The 18,860-nt window shown below is 69.7% G+C and carries 18 protein-coding genes; 8 read left to right on the plus strand and 10 right to left on the minus strand.

Annotated elements, in window-relative coordinates; genetic code table 11:
• Positions 1 to 244: 244 nt before the first annotated feature.
• The 4 genes from IPJ78_08525 to IPJ78_08540 are packed head-to-tail and all read right to left on the minus strand — an operon-like array spanning position 245 to position 4,500.
• The gene (locus IPJ78_08525) at positions 245 to 832 is read right to left on the minus strand and encodes a dihydrofolate reductase (protein ID MBK7906597.1); all 588 of its coding nucleotides are present in this window, start codon (positions 830 to 832) and stop codon (positions 245 to 247) included.
• A gap of 4 nt (positions 833 to 836) precedes the next feature.
• Positions 837 to 1,181: a hypothetical protein gene (locus tag IPJ78_08530; GenBank protein MBK7906598.1), complete on the minus strand. Its 345-nt coding sequence runs from the start codon at positions 1,179 to 1,181 to the stop codon at positions 837 to 839.
• Positions 1,178 to 3,718, minus strand: coding sequence for a penicillin acylase family protein (locus IPJ78_08535; protein MBK7906599.1), 2,541 nt, complete (start codon positions 3,716 to 3,718; stop codon positions 1,178 to 1,180). Before IPJ78_08535 ends, IPJ78_08530 begins: the two co-directional genes overlap by 4 nt.
• A complete protein-coding gene (locus IPJ78_08540) occupies positions 3,718 to 4,500 on the minus strand; it encodes a TIGR00266 family protein (protein ID MBK7906600.1) in 783 nt (260 codons plus the stop codon). The genes IPJ78_08535 and IPJ78_08540 overlap by 1 nt, the downstream gene beginning before the upstream one ends.
• A 322-nt stretch (positions 4,501 to 4,822) precedes the next feature.
• Here IPJ78_08540 and IPJ78_08545 point away from each other — a divergent pair, with 322 nt between their 5' ends.
• The 5 genes from IPJ78_08545 to IPJ78_08565 all read left to right on the plus strand — a co-directional run bounded on the left by IPJ78_08545 (position 4,823) and on the right by IPJ78_08565 (position 8,998).
• On the plus strand, positions 4,823 to 5,428 hold the full coding sequence (locus tag IPJ78_08545; GenBank protein ID MBK7906601.1) for a penicillin-binding protein activator LpoB: 606 nt from the start codon (positions 4,823 to 4,825) through the stop codon (positions 5,426 to 5,428).
• A 56-nt stretch (positions 5,429 to 5,484) separates the two neighbouring features.
• Entirely contained in the window at positions 5,485 to 6,294 is an 810-nt protein-coding gene (locus tag IPJ78_08550) for a hypothetical protein (GenBank protein MBK7906602.1), read from the plus strand.
• 85 nt (positions 6,295 to 6,379) lie between these two features.
• The gene (locus IPJ78_08555; GenBank protein MBK7906603.1) at positions 6,380 to 7,855 is read left to right on the plus strand and encodes a hypothetical protein; all 1,476 of its coding nucleotides are present in this window, start codon (positions 6,380 to 6,382) and stop codon (positions 7,853 to 7,855) included.
• 100 nt (positions 7,856 to 7,955) lie between these two features.
• Positions 7,956 to 8,417, plus strand: a complete 462-nt coding sequence (locus IPJ78_08560; GenBank protein ID MBK7906604.1) for a type II secretion system protein — start codon at positions 7,956 to 7,958, stop codon at positions 8,415 to 8,417.
• A 20-nt stretch (positions 8,418 to 8,437) separates the two neighbouring features.
• Positions 8,438 to 8,998: a hypothetical protein gene (locus tag IPJ78_08565; GenBank protein ID MBK7906605.1), complete on the plus strand. Its 561-nt coding sequence runs from the start codon at positions 8,438 to 8,440 to the stop codon at positions 8,996 to 8,998.
• Between the two features lie 13 nt (positions 8,999 to 9,011).
• Here IPJ78_08565 and IPJ78_08570 read toward each other — a convergent pair whose 3' ends face one another.
• Positions 9,012 to 9,980 carry a nitronate monooxygenase gene (locus IPJ78_08570; GenBank protein MBK7906606.1) on the minus strand — a complete coding sequence of 323 codons (969 nt, stop codon included), beginning with the start codon at positions 9,978 to 9,980 and terminating at the stop codon, positions 9,012 to 9,014.
• Positions 9,980 to 10,489: a DUF4442 domain-containing protein gene (locus IPJ78_08575; protein ID MBK7906607.1), complete on the minus strand. Its 510-nt coding sequence runs from the start codon at positions 10,487 to 10,489 to the stop codon at positions 9,980 to 9,982. Before IPJ78_08575 ends, IPJ78_08570 begins: the two co-directional genes overlap by 1 nt.
• Positions 10,490 to 10,624: 135 nt before the next feature.
• Between IPJ78_08575 and IPJ78_08580 the strand changes: the two genes are divergently transcribed.
• On the plus strand, positions 10,625 to 12,724 hold the full coding sequence (locus tag IPJ78_08580; protein MBK7906608.1) for a S9 family peptidase: 2,100 nt from the start codon (positions 10,625 to 10,627) through the stop codon (positions 12,722 to 12,724).
• A 63-nt stretch (positions 12,725 to 12,787) separates the two neighbouring features.
• Here the strand turns inward: IPJ78_08580 and IPJ78_08585 are convergent, their stop codons facing one another.
• Positions 12,788 to 13,822 carry a DUF4097 family beta strand repeat protein gene (locus tag IPJ78_08585; protein ID MBK7906609.1) on the minus strand — a complete coding sequence of 345 codons (1,035 nt, stop codon included), beginning with the start codon at positions 13,820 to 13,822 and terminating at the stop codon, positions 12,788 to 12,790.
• A 114-nt stretch (positions 13,823 to 13,936) separates the two neighbouring features.
• Between IPJ78_08585 and IPJ78_08590 the strand changes: the two genes are divergently transcribed.
• A complete protein-coding gene (locus tag IPJ78_08590) occupies positions 13,937 to 15,073 on the plus strand; it encodes a glycosyltransferase (GenBank protein ID MBK7906610.1) in 1,137 nt (378 codons plus the stop codon).
• Positions 15,074 to 15,178: 105 nt separating this feature from the next.
• On the opposite strand, the gene IPJ78_08595 is transcribed toward IPJ78_08590, so the two are convergent.
• Genes IPJ78_08595 through IPJ78_08605 form a run of 3 tightly spaced genes read right to left on the minus strand, consistent with a single transcriptional unit; the run spans position 15,179 to position 17,966 of the window.
• Entirely contained in the window at positions 15,179 to 16,570 is a 1,392-nt protein-coding gene (locus tag IPJ78_08595) for an NAD(P)(+) transhydrogenase (Re/Si-specific) subunit beta (GenBank protein ID MBK7906611.1), read from the minus strand.
• Positions 16,567 to 16,863 carry an NAD(P) transhydrogenase subunit alpha gene (locus IPJ78_08600; GenBank protein MBK7906612.1) on the minus strand — a complete coding sequence of 99 codons (297 nt, stop codon included), beginning with the start codon at positions 16,861 to 16,863 and terminating at the stop codon, positions 16,567 to 16,569. The genes IPJ78_08595 and IPJ78_08600 overlap by 4 nt, the downstream gene beginning before the upstream one ends.
• Positions 16,864 to 16,868: 5 nt before the next feature.
• Positions 16,869 to 17,966 (minus strand): NAD(P) transhydrogenase subunit alpha, encoded by a 1,098-nt coding sequence (locus IPJ78_08605; GenBank protein MBK7906613.1) that lies wholly within the window; start codon positions 17,964 to 17,966, stop codon positions 16,869 to 16,871.
• Between the two features lie 354 nt (positions 17,967 to 18,320).
• Here IPJ78_08605 and IPJ78_08610 point away from each other — a divergent pair, with 354 nt between their 5' ends.
• On the plus strand, positions 18,321 to 18,854 hold the full coding sequence (locus IPJ78_08610; GenBank protein MBK7906614.1) for a hypothetical protein: 534 nt from the start codon (positions 18,321 to 18,323) through the stop codon (positions 18,852 to 18,854).
• Positions 18,855 to 18,860: the final 6 nt, after the last annotated feature.

Raw genomic sequence — 18,860 nt, forward strand, 5'->3', positions numbered from 1 at the left:
GGACGGAGCGCGAACGAATCAGGGACATGCGACAGGTACCTTTTAAGAAGGGGGCGATCGGATGATCGAGCGGGTGGGACTCGACCTATCACTTTGCAACAGTGATACCTAGTGTTCCGAACTCGCCGACTTCTCGTATCTCGTTGTGGGGCAACGCGATGCAAATGATCGACCGATGGACGGTTGATCGGGTGATGCGGCGGCGCGACAACGAAATCTCCGTCAGGGGCGCCAGAAGGCCCCGTCAGCGCGGCCCGGCGTCCCGTCCCCCGCGCACCGCGTAGCGGAGTTCGACCAGGCCGTTCCGGTACGCCTTCGTCTCCACGAGATGGAGCGCCGCGTCGCGGTCGAGCCCCTCGAAGAACCGCACGCCATCGCCGATCGCGACGGGCACCACCGAGTAGCGCAACTCGTCCGCCAGTCCGCGACGCAGGCACTCTGCCGCGACCGCCGCGCCGCCCGCGATCCAGATGTTCCGGTACCTCGGACGGAGGCGGTCGCTCAGGAGCTCGGCGAGGTCGCCATCGTGGAATTCGATCGTGTCGCGCGTCCGGGCCAGCGTCCTGGACGTGAGCACGACCGTCGGGGTGTTCCCGTACGCCCATCCATGTCCCTGCGCCTCGAATCCGAGCGCGGTCTCGTAGGTGCGCGAGCCCATCACGTAGCAGTCGATCGTGCGCAGGAAGGCTGCGATCTCCTCGGCGTTCATCGTCGCGCCGGTCGGGTATTCGTCGGCCGTGTCGAGGAAGTCGACGCGGCCATCGCGCCGGGAGATGAAGCCGTCGAGGCTCGCCACCATATGAATGGTGACGCGCGAGGGCGGAGAAGTCACGGCGTCAGATGGCATCACGTGCCACCGCCGCCCGCACCGCACCAGCTGACGCGGCCGCCAGCAACCCCGGGAAGGCCACCGTCAGCGCAACCAACGCCGCCGGACCGACCTGCAGCGCCGTTCCCACGGATGTCATCACCGACCCGTGCGGTGCCCCTGCGGCCGCCACCATCAGGAGCGCCCCCCACGCCGTCATCCCTGCGAGCCCGGCCGCCAGTGCGGCGGAGGCGTCCTCGCGCTTCACATAGCCCCAGACCGCGCCGATCACCGGCACCGTCCACCACGCCACGAACCAGGTGCCGGCCGCGATCGCCGCGACCAGCGCGAGGAACCACAGTCCGGCCTTCATCGAGCACCTCCCATCGGGGTGAACCGCAGGACGCTCACGAGCTGGTCACCGGCGAGATCCTCCGCCTTGTACGGCAGCCGCAACGGCGCGAGCTGCCCCGTGCGCCAGAGCTCGAGCCGGTCATCATACCGCGACGACACCGGGTTCCCGGACTGCCCACCGGGATACGTGCCCCACGCGGTCACCGCATCGCCGAGCTCGACCACGAAACGCCACGATGCGCCGTTCGTCCCGCGGCCCTCGTTCGGGCTCAGCGTGCCGGGACCCGACTGCACCTCCAGCGATTCCCGTCCGAAGCCCGGCAGTTGCAGCAGATGGCGGATGTTCGCCTGGCGCAGGTCGCCCCATCGCCACCGGCTCGCGTCGTCCCCGCGCCGCTCCCGCATCGTCGTCCACGCTGCCGCGAGCGACGCGCGCACGATCGCGTCGCGCGTCTCGCGCGCCGCGGTCGTCGAGCGGTCGTCCCACCACGCCGACCCGGGGTCATCGAAGAGCCGCACCAACTGCATCGTGTTCGGCGTCGCCACGCGACGGCTCTCGCCCGGCACGCTGAACTCGTCCCAGGTCCGCTTGGTGAGTTCCTGCACGAGCTCCGCGAACAGCGCGGCGCCCTTGCTCTCCGTGTCGAACCGCGCGTCCCATGCGTCGAGGAACGCCATCGCCTCGCGCTCCTCGGCGCTCGCGACGGCCCCTGCGGCGGTCACCGCGGCTCGCACCACGCTCCGCACCGGCTCGGTCATCACGCTGCGCGGATCGGTGTGCGCGAGGCGCATCTTCTCGGGCGTCATCGCCGAATCGCCGCGAAGGATCTCGTTGATCCGCATCGCTCGCCACGGAGTCGGCCAGTCCCAGCCGAGGTAGCCCGGACGCACCGCGGGATCGAGCGGTTGCTGGTTCGCGCTCGCGAGATACCCCTGGGCAGGGCGCAACGCCTGCGGATACTGCGCGAGCGGCCAGTCGCCCACCCAGTCGCTCGCCGACGTGCTGCCGTCGAAGATGCGGTCCCCGCGACCATCGCCGGGACGGATCGGATAACGCCCGGTACTCCGGATGCCGATCGCACCGCTCCGGTCGGCCACGAGGAAGTTCTGCGCCGGTGCCTTGTACGACTCCATCGCGCGGTACCACTCCTCCGCGCTCCTGGCGCGCATCGCGCCAAGGAACGCGCTCGCTTCGTCGCTCGGCTCGAGCACGGTCCAGCGCATCGACAGCCACCCCTCCGCGGTGCGCAGCATCGGACCGCGATGCGTGCCGTACACCGTGTCGGTCGCGAGCCGTTCGCCATTGCGGCCGCGGAACTCCTCCACGCGGCGGGTCACCGCGCGCCACTCGCCGTCGACGCGGTAGCGCGTCGGGGACGCGGAGTCGTCGACCGTCTCCCGGTAGAAGTCCATCACGTCGGCGCCGGTGTTCGTCGCGGTCCACGCGACGTCGCGATTGAAGCCGATCGGGATGTTCGGCGCGAGCGGGAAGGTCACGCCGTACGCGTCGAGCTCGCCAGGCACCACCAGATGCGCCTCGTACCAGACGCTCGGCAACGAGAGCTGCAGGTGCGGATCGCCCGATAGCAGGGCGTGCTTCGCCGCGGTCCGCTCGGGCGCGACGGCCCAGTTGTTCGAGCCGACCACCGCCTCACCGCGCGTGAAGGTCTCGGGCGAGAGCCGCGCGATCGTGGCGCCGAGTCGGGACGCGCTCGCGACGGCGCGCGCGTCCGGCAGCGCCGGGGCGGGGAACCGCACCACGGCCCACCGTGGCTTGGTCCGGCCGGGGACCGGCTCGATCGGCTCCTGGATCGGCGCGTTCACCGGGAAGAGCGCGTCGGTCGCGGCCACGCCGACGAGCGCCTCGACGGCGCTGCGCTCGAGCTCCTCACTCTGCCACGCGAGCACCTGCCCCATCTCGGCGAGCAGGTAGTAGACGTCACGCGACTGGAAGATCCGCGGCCGCGCGCCGAGCAACTTGTACTCCACCGGCCACTCGGCCACATCGGCGTCGCGGACCCACTGATTGATCCCCTCGACATACGCCTCGATGACCTTCCGCGTGGGCGAGTCGACGGGGAGCGCGTTCCACCGCGCCTCGGCGGCGACGGCGAGCCCGCGTTCGCGCGACTGCCGGTCGATCGACAGCGTGGGGCGCCCCGCAAGCTCGCTCAGAGTGCCGGTCACCTTGCGCGCGGTCAGCTCCATCTGGAAGAGACGGTCGCGCGCATGGACCCAGCCGAGCGCGCGGGCGACGTCGGGAACCGATGTGGCGAAGATGTGCGGCACGCCGCGGTCGTCGAACCGCACCTCGACGGGGCCCGTCAGCCCGTCGAGCACGAGGGATTGTTCGCCCGGCAACTCGGCGAAGCGGGCCGCCGCCCAGACACCGTGCGCCGGGTCGAGCAGCGACCCGATCGGTGGGACCGCGCCGATGGGCCTGAACCCCACCCAGAGTGCACCCGCGAGTGCGAGCACGGAGACGGCTCCCGTCACGCGGCGCGGCACTGCGATGAGTCGACTCCCCTTCGCCTGCGCCGCGTGCCGGTCGGTCATCAGCCCTGATCCCCGATCAGTCCGCCGAGGATGCCCGCCGCGGCCGAGCCCTGCCGCTGCATTGCCGGCGCGTGGGCGATCACGCGCGCCGCGAGCCGGGAGAAGGGCAGGGTCTGCAGGATCACGCGGCCCGGGCCGGTGAGCTTCACATAGAACATGCCTTCGCCGCCGAACACCATGTTCTTGATGCCGCGCACCATCTCGATGTCGTAGTTCACGCTCGACTGGAACGCGACGAGGCAGCCGGTGTCCACGCGGAGCGTCTCGCCCGGGCGCAGGTCGCGCTCGATGAGCGTGCCCGAGGCCGAGAGGAACGCGAGCCCATCGCCGCGCAACCGCTGCAGGATGAAGCCTTCGCCGCCGAAGAAGCCGGCGCCGAGCTTGCGGGTGAAAGCGATGTCGAGGTCGATCCCGCGGGCGGCGCAGAGGAACGCGTCCTTCTGCGCGATCATCTCGCCCCCCCATTGCTTCAGGTCGGCGACGAAGATCTTCCCCGGGGTCGGCGTCGCGAAGGCCACGTCGCGGCGCACCGCAGCGGAGTTCCCGAAGAGCGTGATGAAGAACGACTCGCCCGTGAGCAGGCGCTTCCCGGCGCCGAGCAGCTTGCCGAAGAGGCCGCCGCCCTGATTGTTCGGGTCGAGCGTCGTCGCCATCTGGATGCCGTCCTCCATGTACATCATGCCGCCAGCCTCGGCGAAGACGGCTTCACCCGGATCCAGGGTGATGATGACGCCCTGCATGTCGTCACCTACGATGCGGTAGTCGATGATGTCAGCGGCCATTGGGATCGAGGAAGGTGGAAGGAAGGAGGGTGGAAGCGCACGAACGGCGCGGGCGCGGGATGCGGAGAATCTAGCGTCCCGACGGCGGTCATTCCGTCACCGTCTCGCTCGCCATGCGTCGAGCGCCGCGGCTCCGCCTTCATCCTTCCCCCTTCAGCCTTCTTCGAACAATGTGACCCGCGACACACTCGTCCCAAATAGCGGACAGATCGGGGCGAGCACGACGGCAAAGCCCATGCGGATCAATGACTTACGAAACCTGCACGCGTTGGCACTCGTCCTGCATTCATAGGAACCGAACCCCAGCCCACCCGAGGCCTCAATGCTCGCCCGTCGCCCCATCCTCGCCCTCGTCGTCGCCGCACTCGCTGTCTCGGCGTGCGGCATCAAGCGCGTCAGCCGCGTCGACCCCAACAGCGTCACCGATCTCTCGGGCCGTTGGAACGACACCGACTCGCGACTCGTCGCCAACGAGCTCATCGGCCAGTCCCTTGGCGCCTCCTGGGCGCGCGACTGGGCCGCGGCCAACAACGGGCAGTCGCCCACGATCATCGTCGGCGAGTTCCGCAATCGCACCATGGAGCACATCGCGGTCGGGACGTTCGTTCGCGACCTCGAGCGGGCCTACATCACGTCCGGCGCGGTCCGTGTCGTCGCGAGCCGCGAGGAGCGTCAGGACGTCCGCGACGAGCGCGCCGACCAGCAGGTCAACGCGACCGCCGAGTCGCGCGCGCGGATGGCGCGTGAGCAAGGCGCGCGCTTCATGCTGCAGGGCGATGTCCAGGCGATCGAGGACTCCGAGGGGCGAGAGAAGATCACGTTCTACCAGATCGACGCGACGCTGATCGATCTCGAGAGTAACGCGAAGGTCTGGGTGGGCCAGCACAAGATCAAGAAGTACATCCAGCGGCGCCGACTCACGCCGTGAGCGCTCGCCCACGCTGACCACGCGTTCTTCCTTCCACCTTCAGCCTTCCGCCCGACATGCGCCCGACCATCTATCTCTCCGCCAGCGCGTTCCTCGCGCTCAACGCGTGCGCACCCTACCCGCAGCGCGTCAACGAATCGCCGATCATGGTCAACGGGGATCGCGTCCCCGCCACCGATGCCTCCACCGCAGCCCCGATGGTCGAGGACGAGCGCAACGCCGCGCGGGCGAGCATCGATTCCGTCTACGCTCTGGCGACCGCCGGGGCCCCCACGGCGGTTCGCGAGGCGATCGCCCGCGGTGAGGTCACCATCGGTATGAACGAGGTACAGGTCTACGCCGCGACGCGTACGGCGCCGGTGGCGTGGGTCGTGCGCCGCGCCGGCAGCGATGCGGTCCTCGTGCCCGCTCGCGTCTCGATGTCGCCGAAGGACAAGGTCGGCGAGATGGTGATGGTCCAGATGGAAGCCGGCCGCGCCGCCGTCCTGTCGCGCCGCGGGCCGCAGGGCATCCTGGTCGCGAGCAAGCCGCAGGACGCGTCCGCGCAGGCACAGGGCAAGGCGGCCGCCGACGCGCTGATCCGCGAGGGAGACGATCTGGTCACCGCGAACGACATGGCCGGCGCGCTCAACCGCTACGACCGGGCGAGCGTGCTCGACCCGGACAACGCCGAGGTCCAGTACAAGGCTGCGCGGCTGCTCGACCTGCAACTCCGGCCGCAGGAGGCGCTCATGCGCTATCAGCGGTTCCTGCTCTCGCTCGACCTCGAGCGGATCAAGGCGCAGGGCGACGCGAACGCCAAGATGGCGGAGGCGATCGCCATGGCGCAGCAGCGGATCGTCGTGCTCGAGAAGCAGGTGAGGTGAGTCTGGTGCGGCAGCCCCGGTCGGCGCCGCGCCCCAGACGCGCCGGCTCCTTCCTCCTTCCCCCTTCAGCCTTCATCGCCCGTCCATGCGCCTCCTGCTCGTGCTCACGCTCCTGCTCCAGGCCTGCGCGTCCGCAGGCCAGAGCTGGCGCGCGGGTCCGGCCGGGATCCCGGCGGAACGACAGATCCGGGCCCAGCTCGTCGCGGGCCAGTACGGGACGGCGCTCGAGTCCATCAAGCAGAAGGAGATCGCGCCCGCGGATGCGCTGCTCCGGCACCTGTACAAGGGGCTGATCGCGGTGCACGCCGGGCAGAACGAACTCGGGAGCCGCGCACTGGATCGCGCCTGGGAGATCTCCTACCAGCGCTACACCCGCCGTCTCTCCGACGGGGCACAGAGCATGGTCACCGGGGAAGGGGCCCTGCCGTACAATGTCGGGCCCACCGAACGGCTCATGATCCCGTACTATGGCGGGCTCAACTGGCTGGCGCGCAACGAGCGGGACGAGACCGCGGTCGAGGCGCGTCGCATGGGGGTCCTGCTCGCGAGTGATGCGAGCAACAACCCGGACTCCGCCTTCATGGGCGCCATGCGATACATCTCTGGCGTGATGTTCGAGGTCGCCGGCGAGCGCGCCGATGCCGACGTCGCCTATCGCAACGCCGCCGCGCTCCTCGGTCGGTTGCCCGGCGATACCATCCCGCCCGATTCGGCGCATGGCGACGTCGTCGTTCTGATCGAGGACGGGTTCGTCGCGCGACCCGAACCGACCGCGCTCGATTTCTGGGTCGCGCAGGACGAGGTCGCGATGCTGGAGAGCGCCGACGGCGCCGTGCGGCTCGACACCTATCGCAGGATCGACGGGCGCCGCGGCATCCAGCGTGACTGGCGCGCTGAGCGCTATCGAAACGTGAGCCTCCGTTGGCCCGTGATGGGTCCGGTGAACCCCGAGGCCACCGTCGGTCGGCTCGGCGCGCGCGCCACGGGATTGCCGCGACAGTGGGACGCGGCCTTCGGGAGCGGCCCGGTGATCGCCGACGCCATCACGCTCGATGTGAGCCGCGCGGTGCGCGCCGACTTCGAGCGCGAACAGCCCGGCCGCATCGCCCGCGCCCTCGCACGCGCGGCGGTCCGCGAGGTGACGGCCAATGCCGCCGAAGGCGCGTTCAGCGCCGCCGGCGACGTGCTGACCGACGAGGACGACGAGTCGAAGTCGGGCAAGGGCGAGAAGGGCAGCAAGAAGGACGACAAGAAGTCCGAAGGGGGGAACGCCGGGCTCGCGGCCGCCGGCCTGATCCTCGCCGGCATCGGGATGCTCGCCCTCCACGTGAGCTCGCAGGTGCTCGACCAGCCGGACCTTCGGGCCTGGCAGGTCCTCCCGGACCGGGTCGTCGTCTCGCGCATGCGGCTCCCGGCGGGGGAGCACCTGGTCGAGGTCACGCGCGACGGGGAGGCCTACTCCTTGGGTACCGTCACCGTCCGCCCGGGTACCGTGACGGTCCTCGTCCACCGCTGGTGGCCGGGCGTCCCGCCTGCCGTCGCCGAGGCCCCCGTCCCCTAGGGTCATCCCGTCACGTAGTGGCGGCCGCGAGACCTCGGTCCGGGGTGAATCGTCCACTGACGAGGTGGAAGGACGATTCGGACTCGCCGGGAGACGCACCATGCCACAGGGAACGAGCAGAGCTCGTCGCAGGCGACACGGTTTCACGCTCATCGAGCTCCTCGCCGCGATGATCATCATCGGCGTGCTGTCGACCGTCGCCGTCCCCCCGATCTCGGGGTCGATCGACAAGGCGAAGGTCGCGCGCGCGATCTCCGACATGCGCCAGATCGCCCAGGACCTCTCCGCGCTCGACTCGCTCCCCGCGTCGCTCGCGCTCATCGGCCGCGGCTCCCTGCGCGACCCCTGGGGTCGGCCGTACACGTACGTGCCACTCCTCGTGAGCGGCCCCGCGCCCGACCCGCGAAAGGACCGCTTCCTCGTCCCGATCAACTCGCGCTTCGACCTCTACAGCACCGGTCCCGACGGCCTCACGAGCCTGCCGCTCTCCGACCTGCCCAGCCGCGACGATGTCGTGCTCGGGAACGACGGCGGCTACATCGGCCTCGCCTCCAAGTACTGACGCCTCACCCCCGCCTCACGATGACCAAGAAGCCCGAGAAGGTCGATACCGAAGAACTCCGCGCGGCACTGAACGACGTCGGCATGCTGATGCGGCTGCCGCCCAAGGAGCCGACGGCGGAGGAGATCGCGGCGGCGGCGAAGGCCGCGGCCCCGTCGGCGGGCATCGACCTCTCGGGCATCACCTCGCGCGTCTCGCTCAAGTTCATGCCCGTGCTCGCCGTGATCGTCGTCATCGGCGTCTCGATCTGGAAGTTCTGGCCGCAGGCCGAGGTCGTCGTGCCGGAGGCACTCGTTCGTGAGTGGACCTGCACGCACAACAACTTCGCGGGCCGACGGCTCGCCTTCACCAAGGACTCGATCTTCATGGCGGTACAGCCCGGGGCCCCCATGATCGGGTACAAGATCACGGACCTCAAGCAGACCCCCAAGGCGGATTCCACGATCGTCCTCGTGAGCTACGACGATGCGGGCGGCGTCATGGAGCTCGAGGCGTCGCTGAGCCTGCTGCCTGCGCCGCGGCTCGTCTTCCGCCGGCCGGAAGGACTCGTCTGGGAACCGCTCCCGGCGCGACGGCAGTAGCGCGCGCTCGACCTCAGTCGAGCGCGGTGGCGAACTCGCGCACGATCTGCCCGGCGGGACGCACGTCATGGATCCCCGCCACCGACTTCCCGGCCTGCCAGTAGTCGGTCGACACGTTCGCCGAGTGGAGCGACCGCTTGAGCCGCCGCACCGAATTGAGCGCGTACCAGGTGCGCATCCAGTGCTTCGTGCGCCGGCCGCGCAGCATCCACTTCGCGAACCAGCCGGCGTCGGTGCCGAGCTTCTCGATGTACGCATTGCAGATGACCGCCACCGGCACGCCGGTGAGGCGCTCGGTGAGGACGATGTCCTCCTCTTTCGCGTCGACGATCGCCTGCTTGTAGGCATCGCTCGCCTTGCATTCCGGTGTGGCGATGAAGCGCGTCCCGAGTTGGACCGCCGCGTAGCCCATCCGGAGGTGCCGCGTGAACTCCTCGGGTGTCCCGACGCCTCCCGCCGACACGATCGGGACGTTGAACGGTCGGAGCTCGTCCAGGAGCGCCTCCGGCGACTTGCGACCGGCGTGCCCGCCCGCCCGCGCGTTCACCGCCACGAGCCCGTCCACGCCGCCGTCGATCCCCTTCTGGGCCCACTTCCGCTCGGTCACGTCATGGTAGACCACGCCCCCGACCGCGTGCACGCGATCGCAGACCCACTTCGGGTTGCCCAGTGAGGTGAGGAAGAACCGGACCCCTTCCTCGAGCGCGATGTCGATCCACTGCGTCATCCGCTCCTTGTAGAGCTTGTTGTTCCCCTCGATGAGCGCGTTGAATCCGATGGGCTTCGCGGTGAGCGACTTGATGAAGCGGAGCCCGGCGCGGAACTCGTGTCCGTGCACGTAGGTCAGCGCGATCGGCTGCACGATGCCCAGTGCCCCCGCCTCGCTCACCGCCGCGACGAGTTCCGGGTTGGAGCAGGGGTACATCGGGCCGCAGATGAGCGGGACGTCGACCCGCGCCTGGCGTGTGAATGGCGTCTCCATCAGCGCGCCCCCGCGGCGGACGCCGCCGACGCACGCTCGCGCACCGGCCCCAGCCGCCAGCGCACCGTCGCGCGCGCGACGATGATCCCCTCGCGGTCGAGGCACTCGCTGATGACGTCGAAGTCCTGGTCGGTGGTGACGGTCGGGACCGCCACGCGGCTCACCGCGGTGATCGGTCCACGCGCCTTCTTCAGGTACTCGATCGCGATGTGCGTGACGATGCCGCGCACGCCGTCCGGCAGGCCGGACATCATCGCCATCCCGCTCGCCATCTCGGCCACGTTCATGAGCGCGATCGCATGCACCGAGCCGAGATGCTGGCGGTTCGAGCGCCGATCCGGGATCTCGACGCGGCAGTGGCCCGGCTCCAGATGGCGGATCCGTGGTCCGACGGAGCCGGAATAGGGCACCATGCGCGAGAAGAGCATCGCGAAGAGCCACTGGCCGCCGGGGAGCGGGCTCAGCGTGCGCCAGAGGCCGAGCAGGCGCGTTCCGGGAGAGGCGGGCATGATGGGGGCGGCGGAAGGGTGAGGGGAGGGAAGTTAATCCGTGCGTCGTATCCCGCCGCGGAGGCGCGGGCCCCATCTTTCGGACATCCTGCCTCCCGCGAGCCCCCGCGGGGTCCGCCCCAATGCGGAGACCGCATGCGTCCCGTCCTCGCCGCCGCCCTGATCCTGATGAGCACCCCAGTCGTCGCCCAGCTCCCGAGCCCCCCGGTCGCCAAGAAGATCCCCGTCGTCACGACGCTCCACGGCGAACGCCGCGTCGACGACTACGCGTATTTCAAGGACCGGACCCACCCCGAGACCATCCCGTACCTCGAGGCGGAGAACCGCTACACCGACGCCATGATGGCGCACACGGCCGAGTTGCAGCGGCAGCTCTACGACGAGATGCTCGGGCGCATCAAGGAGGACGACAGCCAGGTCCCCGTCGAGCGCGACGGCTGGTTCTACTACTCGCGCACCGAGCGGGGGAAGGCGTACCCGATCTTCGCACGCAAGCGCGGCTCGTTGGACGCGGCCGAGGAGGTCTACTTCGACCAGAACGCTGAGGCCGCGGGGCACGAGTTCTACTCGCTCGGCGGGATGGAGGTGAGTCCGGACCACCGCCGGCTCGCCGTCCTCGTCGATACCACCGGCTACGAGGATTTCCACCTGCGGGTGAAGGACCTCACCACCGGCCGCTGGATCGACGAGCAACTGGAGAAGCTCAGCTGGGGGCTCGCGTGGGCGAGCGACAATCGCACGCTGTTCTACATGACGCCCGACTCCGCCAAGCGCGGCGACCGCGTCTGGCGGCACGTCGTCGGCGAGCCGCGCGCGACGGACGTGAGCGTCTACCAGGACACCGACGTCCTCTTCAACGTGAACCTCTCGCGCTCGCGCAACGGCGAGTGGATCCTCATCTCCAGTGGGTCGTTCACGCAGAGCGAGTGGCACGCGATCCCCGCCGACCGCCCCACGGAGGCGCCGCGCGTGATCGCGCCGCGCCGCCCCGGCGTCGAGTACGAGGTCGAGCCGGGCGAGCGGGTCTTCTACATCCTCACGAACCAGGGCGCGCGCGACTTCAAGGTGATGACGGCGCCGCTCGACGCGCCCGCGGCCTGGACCGACTGGCTCCCGCATCGGACCGACGTCTTCGTCGAAGGCGTCATGGCCTTCCGGCGTCACGTGGTGGTGATCGAGCGCCGCGACGGGCTCCGGCAGCTCCGGATCACCGCACTCGACGGCGGCGCCACGCATGACGTGAGCTTCCCCGAGGCGGCGTACGGCGTCTTCCCTGGCAGCAATCCGCAGTACGACGCGACGACGCTGCGCTTCTCGTACAGCTCCCTCGTCACGCCGACAACGGTGTTCGACTATGACATGACCACGCGGGCGCGGACGCGACGCAAGCAGGACGAGGTCCTCGGCGGGTACGATCCCGACCGGTACGAGGTGGAGCGCCTGTACGCGCCCGCCCGCGACGGTACCCGCATCCCGATCTCCCTCGTGCACCGGAAGGGCGCCAGGCGGGATGGCGGGTCCGCGCTCCTCCTCTACGCCTACGGGTCGTACGGAGCCACCACCGAGCCCACCTTCAGCTCCCAGCGCTTCTCGCTCGTCGACCGCGACATCACCTATGCGGTCGCGCACGTGCGTGGCGGACAGGAGATGGGCCGTCAGTGGTACGACGAGGGCAAGATGCTCCGGAAGATGAACACCTTCACCGATTTCATCGACGTCGCCGAGTTCCTGGTGCGCGAGCGGTACACGTCGGCGGATCGCCTCGCGGCCAACGGCGGAAGTGCGGGCGGGCTGCTCATGGGCGTGGTCGCCAACCTGCGTCCGGACCTGTTCAAGGTGATCGTCGCCGACGTCCCCTTCGTCGACGTCATCAACACGATGCTCGACGCGAGCCTCCCGCTCACCGCGCAGGAATGGGAGCAGTGGGGCGACCCGAACTCGCCGGAGGCGTACCGCTACATGCGCCGGTACTCGCCGTACGACAACGTGACCGCGAAGGCGTACCCGCGGATGCTTGTGACGAGCGGACTCAACGACTCGCGCGTGGGGTACTTCGAGCCCACCAAGTGGGTGGCGCGGTTGCGCGCGATGCGCACCGACGCGAACCCGTTGCTGTTGCGCATGAACATGGGCGCCGGGCACGGCGGGTCGTCGGGCCGGTACGAACGGTTGAAGGAGCAGGCCTTCCGCTACGCCTTCATCATCGACCAGGTGCGGCAGGGACTCGTGCAGTGAAGCGGGCGCGGGGAGCGTCGCCCATGGCGACGCTCCCCGCGCCCGTCCCGCGATCCGGTCCGCTCAGCGCTTGCGCAGGGTCACCCCGCCGGACCCCGTCGAGACCTTGATCAGCGGCCCGCCGCCCCCGATCCGTCCACGCAACTCGCGGCGCTGGAACGTGTCCGCGGTCACGGGGAAGTCGGAGCTGATCCCGCCCGAGCCGGTGTCGATGTCGAGGTCCGCGGATGCGTCGTCCGGGAGCGCGAGCGTCACGCCGCCCGAGCCGGTGTCGATCCCCGAGCGCCGTGGCACCTTGGCGAGGTCGAGGCGCACGCCGCCGGACCCGGTGTCCACCAGCAGGTCGTCGGTGCTCAGCCGCTCGGCGCGAACGGAACCGGAGCCCACGTCCACGGAGAACCGGGCGGCCTCGACGTCGCGCGCGTCCACCGAGCCAGAGCCCGCATCGACCTTCACGCTCGACATCCGAAGCCCCTCGAGCGTGGTCGATCCGCTCCCGGTGTCGATCTCGAGATCGCCCGACGCATCGGCCACGCGTACCGACCCGGACCCCGCATCGATGAACAGTCGCCCCTTCGTCCCGGTCGCACGGACGCTCGCGGAGTAGACATCGATGTCGAGGTCGCCGTTCACGTTCGTCGCCTCGATCCGGCCGGCGGCGAGATGGAGCTCGACGCGCTTGCCGGCCGGGACCTTCACCGCGAGGTCGGCGTGCGCCTCGAGTCCGGTACCCCGCGAGCGGATCACCGTGCGCCGCCCGCCATCGGCCCACTCGCCGCCGAAGGTCCCGTCCTCGCGGACGCGGAGGTTCGAGTTGTTCCTCCACCGCTCGTTGCGGTCGTCCTCGCGGTAGACGATCTCGGTCGCGGGATACCGCACGACGAGTTGCCCCCCGCGCAGCCGCACTTCGAGCTTCTCGGCGTCCGGCCCGCGCCGCGTGACCTCGACGACGACCTCGCTGCCGGACCCCGACTCGAGGCGGACCTGGCCTGCGAGGTTGAAGATCGACGCGGTGGTGCCGCTCAGGACATGACGTTCCTGGGCGCTGAGCGCGGCGGGGAGGAGCAGGGCAACGAGGGCGCGCAACGGGGATCGCATGGCAGGCTCGGGTGTGGGTCCGAAGGGCCGTACGGGCGTCGGTGCGCCCGGGGTTCACGCATTCGACAGGGCAAGCGCGCGCACGGTTTGGAGCGCCGCTACGTTTACCACCCGATGCTCACTGCTCTCGCCGCGCTCCAGGCCGTGCTGCTGCTGCTCCTCATGAGCCGCCTTGCGGGAGGCCGCACCCGCCGGCCGGCGGAGCGGCCTCTCCCCGACGGGATCGACGGTCCGCCACTCACGATCATCGTCGCGACGCTCAACGAGGCGGCCAGGATCGGGCCGTGCCTCGACGGGCTTCGCGCGCAGGGCCGTCCGGTCACAGAGATCCTCGTCGTGGACAGCGGCTCGACCGACGGGACCCGTGATATGGTGGAGGCCGCGGCGCGACTCGATCCGCGCATCCGCCTCGTCACCGATCCGCCGCTCCCCGCCGGCTGGATCGGGAAGGCCTGGGCCTTGCAGCACGGCACCACGCTCGCGACCACGCCCTGGGTGCTCGGCATGGACGCCGACACGCAGGCGGAGCCGGGGTGTGCCGCCGCCGTCCTGGAGGCGGCGCTCCGTGAAGGGTTCGACGCGGTGAGTTTCGCCCCGAGGTTCGACGGACAGTCGGCTGCCGAACGATGGCTGCAGCCGGCACTACTGGTCACGCTCATCTACCGCTCGGGGGCCGTCGGCGACCCGCGCGTGACCCCGGACCGCGTCATCGCCAATGGGCAGTGCTTCCTGCTCAAGCGTGAGGTCCTGCTGGCGCACGGCGGCTACGAGCCGGTGCGCGCCTCGTTCGCCGAGGATGTCAGTCTGGTCCGTCATCTTGCCGCCCGCGGCGCGTCGGTGGGATTCCTCGATGGCGCGTGGCTCTATCGGGTGCGGAGTTACCGCGGGGCGGGACAGATGTGGCGGGAGTGGGGGCGATCGCTCGACCTCAAGGACGCCACGTCGAAGGCGCGCCAGTTCCTCGACACCGCCTTCGTGGTCGCCGCGCAGGGGACGCAACTCCCCGCCGCGGCCCTCGTGGCCGCTGCCTGGCCTTCGCTGCCGCCCGGCGCCGCGCGCGCGGTGCTCGGCGCGAGCACCGCGGGGCTCGTCGTCATCCGCTGGCTCCTCCTGCTGGCCCTCGCCCCGAGCTATTCGCGCCGTGGTCTCACCTGGTGGCTCTCCCCGTTCGCGGACCCGTTGGCTACGCTGCGCTTGGTGATCTCCTCGGCGCGGCGGCCGACGCAGTGGCGGTCGCGGACGTACGGATGAAGGCTGAAGGAGGAAGGGAGGAATGGCGAACGGCGATGCGAGGCATGAGCCCCGCATCGCCGTTGCGCATACGGTCTTCCTCCTTCTACCTCCTGCCTGCCGTCCTCACACCTGCTTCACCTCGGCGACGAGCTTCGTCAGCGTCCCCTTCGCGTCGCCGAACAGCATCTGCGTCTTCGCGTTGTAGAACAGTTCGTTCTCGATCCCCGCGAAGCCGGCGCTCATCCCGCGCTTCATCACGATGATCCGCTTCGCGTGGTCCGCGTTGAGGATCGGCATGCCGAAGATCGGGGACGACGGGTCCGTTCGCGCCGCCGGGTTCACGACGTCATTCGCGCCGATCACCAGACACACGTCGGTCCGCTCGAACTCCGGGTTGATGTCGTCCATGTCGATGAGCTTGTCGTACGGGATGTTCGCCTCGGCGAGGAGCACGTTCATGTGGCCGGGCATGCGGCCCGCCACCGGGTGTACGGCGAACTTCATCGTGCCGCCACGCTTCTCGATGAGGTCCATCAACTCGCGGACCTGATGCTGCGCCTGTGCGACCGCGAGGCCGTATCCGGGGACGACGATCACGCTCTGCGCGTACGCCAGTTGCAGCGCGGCTTCCTCGACGTTCGTCGCGCTCACCGACAGCCCCTCGGCCGTCTTGGTGCTCTTGCCGGCCGTCGCGCCGAACGCGCCGAACAGCACGTTCCCGAGCGAGCGGTTCATCGCCTTGCACATGATCTGCGAGAGGATGATGCCCGACGAGCCCACGAGGGCGCCGGAGATGACGAGCACCTCGCTCTTGATGACGAAGCCCGTCATGGCGGCCGCGATGCCGGAGTACGAGTTGAGGAGCGAGATCACCACCGGCATGTCCGCGCCGCCGATCGGGATCACGAGCAGTACGCCGATGAGCAGTGACAGTCCGGTCAGCGCGTAGAATGCCCACATCGGCGCGGTGGGCACGGCGATCAGCCAGGCGGCGAGTCCCGCGATCACGGCGAAGAGCAGGCCGTTGACCATCTTCTGCCCGCCGAAGGTGATCGCCTTGCCGGGCATCACCTCCTGGAGCTTCGCCCACGCGATCGCCGAGCCGGTGAGGGTCACCGCACCGATGAGCACGCCGAGATGCGTCGAGAGCGCGACGTCCACCGAGGCGATCTCGCCCTTCTCGTGCATGTGGAGGAACTCCGCGGTCGCCACGAGCAGGGACGATCCGCCGCCGACGCCGTTCAGCAGTGCGACCATCTGCGGCATCGATGTCATCGCCACCGAGCGCGCCATGTAGAGGCCGATCGCGCCGCCGACCGCGAGGCCGGCCATGATCGTCCCGTACGTCATCGTCTTCGTCGACAGCAACGTGATGACGATCGCCATGAGCATGCCGACCGCGCTGATCTGGTTCCCCTTCCGCGCCGTTTCCGGGCTCTGGAGTTGCTTCAGGCCGGTGATGAAGAGGACCGCGGCGACGAGGTACAACAGCCGTTCGAAGGCGACGGAGATCACTTGCCACCTCCCTGCGGGCCCTTCTTGAACATCTCGAGCATGCGGTCGGTCACCGCGTAGCCGCCGACGACGTTCATCATCGCGAAGACGATCGCGACGAATCCGAGGACCGTGCCGAGCACGCCGTAGTCCGTGTGGCCGGCGATCGCCATCGCGCCGACTACCGTGATGCCGGAGACCGCGTTCGCCCCGGACATGAGTGGCGTATGCAGGGTGGGCGGTACGCGCCCGATGAGCGACGCCCCGAGGTACGTCGCGAGGATGAAGACCACGATGAATCCGATCAGGTCCATGCCGGTCACTTGGCCGTCCTCCCGGTGACGATCATCGCGCCGGTGATCTCGTCGGCGCGGTCGATGTTGAGGGTGCCGTCCTTCGTCATCACGTGCTGCACGAAGGTCAGGATGTTACGGCTGAGCATCGCCGACGCGTGGTTCGGCATCGTCGCCGCGAGGTTCACCGGGCCGATCACCTGCACGCCGTTCACGTCCACGGTCTCGCCCGCCTTCGTCGGCTCGCAGTTGCCGCCCGTCTCGGCGGCCAGGTCGACGATCACCGACCCCGGTGTCATCGTCTGGATCGTCGCCGTGCTGATCAGCCGCGGGGCGGCGCGACCCGGGATCGCCGCCGTGGTGATCACCAGATCCATGCCGGCGAGATGCGCCTTCAGCGCCTCCTGGATCGCCGCCTGCTGTTCCGCGCTCTGCTCCTTCGCGTAGCCCCCTGCCGTCTGGGCGTCGGCCGAGATCAGGTTCTCCGCCACCACGCTCGCGCCGAGCGACTTGATCTGCTCGGCCGCCGCGGCGCGGATGTCGAAGCCGCTCACCACCGCGCCCAGCCGCCGCGCCGTGGCGATCGCCATCAGCCCGGCCACGCCCGCGCCGAGGACGCAGACCTTCGACGGGGCGATCGTGCCCGCCGCCGTCGTGAGCATCGGCAGGAACTTGACCATCGACGAGGCCCCAACCAGCACCGCCTTGTAGCCGGCGACGGTGGCCTGCGACGAGAGCACATCCATGGACTGCGCCCGCGTGATGCGGGGGACCAGCTCGAGCGCGAAGGCCGTGACCCCCCGCGTCTCGAGGGCCGCGATCGCCTCCGCTGACGATGCCGGCTGGAGGAGGGAGATGAGGTGCGCGCCGGGCTTCATCGCGGCGATCTCGGGGGTCGTCGGCTTCTGGACCTTGCAGATCAGGTCGGCGGCGAGGACCGCCGCGGTGTCGCCGAGACCCGCGCCCGCTTTCTCGAAGGCGGCGTCCGGGTAGCCGGCCCGCTGGCCGGCACCGCGTTCGACGACGACCTGGGCGCCGGCCTTCGCGAGCCGGCCGACGCTGTCGGGGACGAGCGCGACGCGAAGTTCGTTCGACGCGCGTTCTGTGGGGACGCCTATCAACATGAGCGTGGGAGTGAGGGTCGGGGTGGACAGGGGGGAGACGACGCTCGAACGCCGCGGATCGATGCGCGAGGCGAGGCAAACGTACCCGGCCCCGACACGAGCGGTAAGACGGACCCATCGACCGTGGACCTGTGCAAGCTCGGCGCCCGTCGGGTCGGAAACAGTAAGTGTTTATGAGGAATCGTCTTAGCCGATTCCCCTACACCGCGGCCAGTTCGTCGACCCGGTTCGTTCACCGGCGAATGGTGACGCACTGTGACCTCGGTCGAGAACCCCTCGTCAAGGAGCGGCGTGAGGAGTTGCCCTACCGGCGGCTCCTGCGCCAGCACTTCACCCCTAGATCGAGGATTCCAGATGCTCCGCCGCACCGCGACGTTCGTCGCTGCCGCCGCGCTGATCGCCCTCCCGGCGGTCGCCGAGGCGCAGCTCGTTTGCGCCCAGCAGTCCAGCTGCTCGCTCCAGCCCACTGCGACGCTCACGATCCCGACGATCGTGCGCATGCAGGTCCCGTCGCTCGCCGTCACGCTCGACGGCTCGTCGATCACGGACATCAGCGGCGGCGCTGCCGTCGTCGCGGGCCCGTTCGGTGACGTGAACGTCCGCGCCAACGCCGCCTGGAACCTCACCATCGCTGCCAACGCCGCCGACTGGACCTACACGGGCTCGGCCGCCGGTGTCCGCGCCGCGAACACGCTCCAGTACTCCATCAACAGCGGCGCCTTCGCTGCCATCTCGCAGACCGCGGCAACCGTCGCGACCGGCGCGGCGAGCAACGGGCAGAACGTCAACGTGCAGTTCCAGGCGACCATCCCCGCCGACTACAGTGACCCGGCTAACCGCCCGGGCTCGTACGCGCTCGGCCTGACCTTGACGCTCACCGCGCCGTGAGGCCCC

This window comes from Gemmatimonadota bacterium (genome assembly GCA_016714015.1).
Lineage (GTDB): Bacteria > Gemmatimonadota > Gemmatimonadetes > Gemmatimonadales > Gemmatimonadaceae > Pseudogemmatithrix.

Coding starts and splice junctions, on each gene's coding strand:
- IPJ78_08530 (MBK7906598.1), bottom strand. CDS start 1,181: ATGAAGGCCGGACTGTGGTTCCTCGCGCTGGTCGCGGCGATCGCGGCC.
- IPJ78_08535 (MBK7906599.1), bottom strand. CDS start 3,718: ATGACCGACCGGCACGCGGCGCAGGCGAAGGGGAGTCGACTCATCGCA.
- IPJ78_08540 (MBK7906600.1), bottom strand. CDS start 4,500: ATGGCCGCTGACATCATCGACTACCGCATCGTAGGTGACGACATGCAG.
- IPJ78_08545 (MBK7906601.1), top strand. CDS start 4,823: ATGCTCGCCCGTCGCCCCATCCTCGCCCTCGTCGTCGCCGCACTCGCT.
- IPJ78_08550 (MBK7906602.1), top strand. CDS start 5,485: ATGCGCCCGACCATCTATCTCTCCGCCAGCGCGTTCCTCGCGCTCAAC.
- IPJ78_08555 (MBK7906603.1), top strand. CDS start 6,380: ATGCGCCTCCTGCTCGTGCTCACGCTCCTGCTCCAGGCCTGCGCGTCC.
- IPJ78_08560 (MBK7906604.1), top strand. CDS start 7,956: ATGCCACAGGGAACGAGCAGAGCTCGTCGCAGGCGACACGGTTTCACG.
- IPJ78_08565 (MBK7906605.1), top strand. CDS start 8,438: ATGACCAAGAAGCCCGAGAAGGTCGATACCGAAGAACTCCGCGCGGCA.
- IPJ78_08570 (MBK7906606.1), bottom strand. CDS start 9,980: ATGGAGACGCCATTCACACGCCAGGCGCGGGTCGACGTCCCGCTCATC.
- IPJ78_08575 (MBK7906607.1), bottom strand. CDS start 10,489: ATGCCCGCCTCTCCCGGAACGCGCCTGCTCGGCCTCTGGCGCACGCTG.
- IPJ78_08580 (MBK7906608.1), top strand. CDS start 10,625: ATGCGTCCCGTCCTCGCCGCCGCCCTGATCCTGATGAGCACCCCAGTC.
- IPJ78_08585 (MBK7906609.1), bottom strand. CDS start 13,822: ATGCGATCCCCGTTGCGCGCCCTCGTTGCCCTGCTCCTCCCCGCCGCG.
- IPJ78_08590 (MBK7906610.1), top strand. CDS start 13,937: ATGCTCACTGCTCTCGCCGCGCTCCAGGCCGTGCTGCTGCTGCTCCTC.
- IPJ78_08600 (MBK7906612.1), bottom strand. CDS start 16,863: ATGGACCTGATCGGATTCATCGTGGTCTTCATCCTCGCGACGTACCTC.
- IPJ78_08605 (MBK7906613.1), bottom strand. CDS start 17,966: ATGTTGATAGGCGTCCCCACAGAACGCGCGTCGAACGAACTTCGCGTC.
- IPJ78_08610 (MBK7906614.1), top strand. CDS start 18,321: ATGCTCCGCCGCACCGCGACGTTCGTCGCTGCCGCCGCGCTGATCGCC.